This is a genomic window from Bacillus sp. Xin1, assembly GCF_013314535.1.
Classification (GTDB): domain Bacteria; phylum Bacillota; class Bacilli; order Bacillales; family Bacillaceae_G; genus Bacillus_A.
This window is the reverse complement of the sequence record NZ_JABUAE010000093.1, coordinates 1-4507: the sequence shown is the minus strand read 5'-3', so window position 1 is coordinate 4507 and position 4507 is coordinate 1. Positions and strand designations below refer to the sequence as shown.

6 protein-coding genes and 1 pseudogene are annotated in these 4507 nt (G+C 33.4%); 2 read left to right on the top strand and 5 right to left on the bottom strand.

The genetic code is table 11. The features are described from left to right. Positions 1–56: 56 nt before the first annotated feature. Positions 57–641 carry a LysE family transporter gene (locus tag HRG09_RS27470; protein WP_174103976.1) on the bottom strand — a complete coding sequence of 195 codons (585 nt, stop codon included), beginning with the start codon at positions 639–641 and terminating at the stop codon, positions 57–59. A 117-nt stretch (positions 642–758) separates the two neighbouring features. On the opposite strand from HRG09_RS27470, the gene HRG09_RS27465 reads away from it, so the two are divergent. Next, positions 759–1316: a helix-turn-helix domain-containing protein gene (locus HRG09_RS27465; protein ID WP_174103975.1), complete on the top strand. Its 558-nt coding sequence runs from the start codon at positions 759–761 to the stop codon at positions 1314–1316. Between the two features lie 76 nt (positions 1317–1392). Here the strand turns inward: HRG09_RS27465 and HRG09_RS27460 are convergent, their stop codons facing one another. Both HRG09_RS27460 and HRG09_RS27455 read right to left on the bottom strand, forming a co-directional pair. Beyond that, positions 1393–1647, bottom strand: coding sequence for a YbeF family protein (locus tag HRG09_RS27460; RefSeq protein ID WP_174103974.1), 255 nt, complete (start codon positions 1645–1647; stop codon positions 1393–1395). 262 nt (positions 1648–1909) lie between these two features. Then, a pseudogene (locus tag HRG09_RS27455) lies at positions 1910–2185 on the bottom strand (hypothetical protein); the annotation flags it as partial. A gap of 228 nt (positions 2186–2413) precedes the next feature. Here HRG09_RS27455 and HRG09_RS27450 point away from each other — a divergent pair. Then, complete coding sequence (locus tag HRG09_RS27450; protein ID WP_174103973.1) at positions 2414–2791, top strand: YoqO family protein; 378 nt, start codon at positions 2414–2416, stop codon at positions 2789–2791. Positions 2792–2825: 34 nt separating this feature from the next. On the opposite strand, the gene HRG09_RS27445 is transcribed toward HRG09_RS27450, so the two are convergent. Both HRG09_RS27445 and HRG09_RS27440 read right to left on the bottom strand, forming a co-directional pair. Then, the gene (locus HRG09_RS27445; protein ID WP_174103972.1) at positions 2826–3350 is read right to left on the bottom strand and encodes a DinB family protein; all 525 of its coding nucleotides are present in this window, start codon (positions 3348–3350) and stop codon (positions 2826–2828) included. Between the two features lie 125 nt (positions 3351–3475). After that, the coding region (locus HRG09_RS27440) for a M24 family metallopeptidase (protein WP_174103971.1) at positions 3476–4507 on the bottom strand (1032 nt) is incomplete at its 5' end.

Genomic DNA, 4507 nt, shown 5'->3' with positions numbered 1-4507 from the left:
GGGGGGAAACGCGGTCTTTTTTTTCTGTGAGAAACAAATGTAAGAGTATTTTGTATTTACTGCACAAGAATGGACATAGCGCTAAATACTAATAAAACAGCCATGGCGACATTAAATTGCTTCCTATATTGCAATAAAAACTTTTGAAACATCGCTCCAAAGAGGCTCCAACTAAATGTACTCATTAAACCGACTATTCCTAAAAATAAGGAGAAAAGAAGATAACTAGAATATGAATTGTAATAGGGGATAATAAAAGTTGCTACGACGGTAAGGCCAAAAAGAATTCCTTTTGGATTTATAAATTGTAATAAGATACCGATGAAGAAAAGATTTTGATCTTTATTGGCATTTTCTTTAGCATTTCCATGGCTAGTGAGGATTTTAAAAGCCAAATATAACATATAGCCTACACCTAAAAGAGTTAAAGGAGTTTCAATGAGTGGCAGCGCACTAGTGAGAATAATATTAAAAATACTACATAATAACGTAATGACAAAGAATCCAAAACTAACTCCTAAACAAAATTTAAATGTTTCTTTTAAACCGTGTTTATTCGCAAATGTCATTGCCATAATATTATTGGGACCGGGCGTAAAACTACTAATAACAACAAATAACAAAAACGAAAATAAAGGCATTGTTAGTCCTCCCTTTTATGGATGTATGTTATAATATCCGAAATGATCATTATAACGTTGTCTGTTTTATTATACATAACGAGCGTTATAGTGTAAATGGTATAGGAGTGATTTTTTATGGAAGAAATTCATCTTATTCTTGCCAGAAATTTAAAAGCAATTAGGGAGAAAGAAAAATTAAGCTTGGAAAAGGTCTCTCAATTAAGTGGAGTAAGCAAAGCGATGATCGGACAAATTGAAAGAGGAGAATCAAGTCCAACATTGACAACGATTTGGAAAATAGCTAACGGATTAAAGGTTTCCTTCACTTCTTTAATAAATAATCCAGAGCCTGATACTACAGTTGTTTTAAAAAATGAAATTCAAGTACTGTCTGAAGATGGCGGGAGATATAGAGTATATCCTTCTTTTCCGTTTCAAGAAGATAGACGCTTTGAAGTATACGCTGTTGAAATTGAAAAAGAAGGAATATTACATTCGGACTCTCATAAAGAAAGAACGGAGGAATTTATCACCGTTTTTGATGGAGAAGTAACGATTCGTATAAGTGAGGGTGAGTATCAATTAAGAAGTGGGGATTCTATTAGGTTTAAGGCAGATCGACCCCATACATATTATAATTCAGGAGAAACATTGGCTAGAATGAGTATGACAATATATTATCCAAAAGAATAGAAAACGTAAAAAAGTTGATTTCCTTTGCTCGGAAAGGAAATCAACTTTTGGCTTGTTTAAGTGTATATAAAAAATATTAGTGTTTCCTTTCTATCATCTCATATCCTTTTACAAATAATAAAGTCATATAAGAAACGATAAAGGAGAAAATGCTATACATGCCAACCCAAAAGAAAAAGGATGGGGGAAACAATGTAACTCCTAATATAAGAAAAATAGCAAACGTTACAATTGGCATCACGTAATATGTTTTTGTTCTACGTGTTCCAATTACTGAAACAATAAAAATAAGTGCTGGACAAATAAACAAGACGAACATTAATTCATTCATGATTATGTCCCCTTTTTTAGAAGTAATATGTTTTTTGTTAATGTTTAAAATAATTGCTCTCCTAATATAATTTCGGTACGTAATGAAAAAAACCTCTTCAAAATCAGTATATTTCAACAATTGGAAAAGAGGAATAAAAGGAACATCGCTACAACTGTCGTGACGAGTAAACCGATTATGATCGGTAAAAAATTTCGGCGCGCAAGTTTAAATGGATCTACTTTACAAATACCTGCTGCAGGGATAAGTGCCAAAGGGATCACATTGTATCGTTTATTCCGGTTTGTACGAGTAAATTACTCATTGAAATAATAATGGAGATGCTTAAAATCGTTGGTAGTAGTTCAGTAATAGCATAGATAAAACTTTGAAAAATCCCGCTAACAGCAAGAGGAATAGAATGTGTTGCAGTTAGACCTAGTAGAAAGATAAAAAAGATACAAATGATGGTTGTACCTTTTCGGAGAATGAAAAAAGTAATAATTGTAAGTAAACAAAGAATATAGAGGGCGTGCAGAAGTGTTAAGTCTACTCCCATTAGGCTCACATCCTTTAGGCATTTTTGTAGTTTATTTTGTGAAAGAAATGTGAGTGTGTGAGTATAGGAAGTGTGAAAAAATATAATTTCATGTACTGTAATGGCAAAATTAATAAACGGATGTTATAATGCAAAAAATCCCAAAAATGGAATTAAGGAAGAGGCTCATTTGTTATTCTTATGAGTATTGTGATAAGAATCGATAGTTATTTTAGAGAGGAGAAGGTTATGCAGGAAAAAATAGGGTTTTATGGTGTATTAACTTGTTTAATTGTATTTATTATTTCAAGTCGATTTATTGAAAATGACTGGATAGTAGCTATGATTACTATAGTTGGATTAATTTTTGCTTTACTATATCGCTGGGACGAATGGAAAACATATAGTCGAAAAAAGAAACTTGTTTTAAGTGCTGAGTTTGTTATTTTAGTAACGACATTGCCATTCATATTAATGGAAGGCGGTAAACAAATGAACACGATGCCGATTTTTCAAGGTTGGTTATCCATTGCTAAATTACTATATTTAATTGTTATTTTAGTAGTTATCGGAATAATTGTCACAAAAGTAAATGGGAAACTATTAGTAAACGAATCTAAAACATAAAAAGTGCTACCTCGCTAAGAGATAGCACTTTTTATTATTTTATAGAATGAGCCTTTTGCATTTTTTTAATCAATCGAATTTGTCCACGATGATTAATTTCGTCTTCAAAGACGTGAAACCATTTGAAATAGTTATTTGCTGGTTTATCGTGCCAAAATGGCGTTGTGTTATACAGCCATTCATCAGGCAGTGATTGAAACGTTGCGATCGTTTTAGTGCGAACTTCTTGTAACGCATTTATGTAGTAGTTTATTGGCTGATTTTTAATTGTTTGACGTCCAAGGTCACCCAATTCAACTCCTGGTAACCAGCGTTCCAATTCAGCTTCTGTTGGTTCGCGATCTTCAAAAGTATGAATCTGATAGTAAAATTCAATTGCAGCCATATGATATAACAGCATGCCGATAGAGTTTGCATTTTCATCATACAAATAATCGAGTTCTTCAATCGTTAAGTCTTGTACAGCTTGCATCGTTGTATAACGTGCATAGTTCATCATAGATACAAGTTTCGAGAACTCTGTGTTTAATCCGTCCACCTTATCAATTACAAAATTCAATAGAAAAGCCTCCTAGTAAATGATTTCTTTAGAGAAAAATTTCTCTATACAGAAAGAAATTCCTGTTAAATAAAGAAGAGAAATTCCCCGGTGTTAAAAGAAAGAATCGTTACATAGAGGGGATATTATCCAATAACAATAAGGTTTCTATTGGCCTGTGTAATTACCTCATGCCCATCTTTTGTAATGACAATATCATCTTCAATTCTACAACCGCCCCAATTGGGGATATAAATACCCGGCTCGACAGTAACAACCATTCCTTCTTGCAGAGTCGCGCTACTATCTTGGGATAATCGAAGAGGTTCATGAATTTCTAATCCAACGCCATGGCCTGTAGAATGTCCAAAATATTCACCGTAGCCGTGATCCGTAATGTAATTTCTTGTCACATCATCAATTGTTTTTGCAGATTCACCTGGCCTAATTGCTTCAGTTCCTCGTTGTAATGCCTCTAATACAATACCATATATTTTTTCGAATTCTTTGGAGCAACTTCCAATCGCAACAGTACGTGTTAGATCGGAGCAATATCCATTATAGAGTGCACCAAAATCTAATGTAACGATATCCCCATTTTCAATTATCTTACTTGTAGCAACTCCATGTGGGAGAGAAGAGCGAACTCCGGAGGCGATGATAATATCAAATGAGGAAGAGGAAGCTCCTTTTTTTTGCATGAAAAATTCTAATTCATCTCGGATATCAAACTCTGATACACCGGGTTTTAGAAAATGAGTGATATGTTGAAATGTTTCATCTGCGATACGAGCTGCGATTTTCATTGTTTCGATTTCGGAATCTTCTTTAATAGCGCGGATTGTTTCTACTAGTTCGTTTACTTGCACAAGTTCGATGTTTGTATATTTTTTTAACGCGCTATATTGTTTTAAAGTCATATTGTTTTCTTCTATCCCTAACTTGTTGATGTTTAATTTTGTTATTTGATTTGCAATCTCTTGTTCTATGTTTCCTTTATGCATAATGATGTCGGCTTCTTTTACTTGCTTTTTGGCTTGATCGGTATAACGGAAATCTGTAATAAATACAGCATTTGTAGCAGATAGCAAGACAACTCCAGCGCTACCTGTAAATTCAGTTGTATACCTACGATTTTCTTTTTTTGTAATTAGTAATCCGTCTATTCCGTAGTGATC

Excerpts from the sequence above, each read along its gene's own strand:
- HRG09_RS27470 (WP_174103976.1), bottom strand. The coding sequence starts at position 641 with ATGCCTTTATTTTCGTTTTTGTTATTTGTTGTTATTAGTAGTTTTACG.
- HRG09_RS27465 (WP_174103975.1), top strand. The coding sequence starts at position 759 with ATGGAAGAAATTCATCTTATTCTTGCCAGAAATTTAAAAGCAATTAGG.
- HRG09_RS27460 (WP_174103974.1), bottom strand. The coding sequence starts at position 1,647 with ATGAATGAATTAATGTTCGTCTTGTTTATTTGTCCAGCACTTATTTTT.
- HRG09_RS27450 (WP_174103973.1), top strand. The coding sequence starts at position 2,414 with ATGCAGGAAAAAATAGGGTTTTATGGTGTATTAACTTGTTTAATTGTA.